Origin of the sequence: Microlunatus endophyticus (assembly GCF_014646195.1) — a bacterium.
Classification (GTDB): Bacteria; Actinomycetota; Actinomycetes; order Propionibacteriales; family Propionibacteriaceae; genus Microlunatus; species Microlunatus endophyticus.
On the sequence record NZ_BMMZ01000031.1, the window covers coordinates 1 to 691 of the forward strand.

At 67.3% G+C, this 691-nt stretch carries 1 protein-coding gene; it reads left to right on the forward strand.

Annotation, left to right across the window (positions count from 1 at the left end; genetic code table 11):
- Window positions 1–691 (forward strand): Ig-like domain-containing protein (locus tag IEY07_RS23970; protein ID WP_229670625.1); only part of this gene is annotated, 691 nt, incomplete at both ends.

Genomic DNA, 691 nt, shown 5'->3' on the forward strand with positions numbered 1-691 from the left:
ACAGTCAACGGTGACGGCAGCTGGACGCTGAATACTCCGGATCCGCTGGCTGACGGTGACCACACCGTGTCAGCGACCCAGACCGATCCAGCCGGCAACACCTCCGATGCTGACAGTGTCGACTTCACCGTCGATGCGACCACCCAAACCCCGGTGATCACCCGGCCCGCCGACGGATCGTCAACCCGCGACACCACCCCGACCATCTCCGGCACCGCCGAACCCGGCGCCACGGTCGTGGTCACCGACCAGGACGGAACCCAGCTCGGCACCGCCACCACCAACAGCAACGGGAACTGGACGTTCACCTCGACCGCCCTCACCCCAGGCGGATACACCATCACCGCGACCGCGACCGACCCATCAGGAAACCGGTCAGGCCGCAGCCACCCGGATCGCTTCACCATCGACACCACCGCACCGGCCCCGCCGGTCATCACCCGACCGGCCGACGGATCGACCGTCACCGACAACACTCCGACGATCGGCGGCTCCGGTGAACCCGGCGCGACCGTGACCGTCTCGGTGGATGGTGATCAGATCGGCACCACCACTGTCAACGGTGACGGCGGCTGGACCATCGGTGTCGCCCAGCCGCTCGGCGACGGTGATCACACCGTCACCGCAACCCAGACCGATCCAGCCGGGAACACCTCCGGGCCGAGTGATCCAGTCGACTTCACCATCGACG